This is a genomic window from Pseudomonas sp. BP01, from assembly GCF_022760795.1.
Classification (GTDB): Bacteria; Pseudomonadota; Gammaproteobacteria; order Pseudomonadales; family Pseudomonadaceae; genus Aquipseudomonas; species Aquipseudomonas putida_Q.
Map to the genome: position 1 here is coordinate 1 of NZ_JAFBKA010000140.1, position 255 is coordinate 255.

At 60.8% G+C, this 255-nt stretch carries 1 protein-coding gene; it reads right to left on the reverse strand.

Annotated features, from left to right (window positions below; genetic code table 11):
- Window positions 1–255, reverse strand: a 255-nt coding sequence (locus tag JOY50_RS28840) for an immunoglobulin-like domain-containing protein (protein ID WP_243056211.1), incomplete at both ends; no start/stop codon positions are given.

Here is a 255-nt window from a genome sequence, read left to right on the forward strand (position 1 = left end):
CGCTGATTTCACCAGCGTCGTTGTAAACGTCGTCGCCCTGCGCATCGTGGGTGTACGGCGCGCTGGTTTCCCCGGCCTTGATGGTGACTTGAGCGTTGTTGCTCAGGGTCACGACCAGGTCGTGGGCAAGGGCGGTGTTGATGTGCACGGTGAAGGTCGGTTTGACGTTCTCGGCAACCGATACCTGGTCAGCGGTGATGGTGACCTTGACGATATCGCCTTCGTTGCCCGGGGTGCCTGGTTCGTCGGTGACCT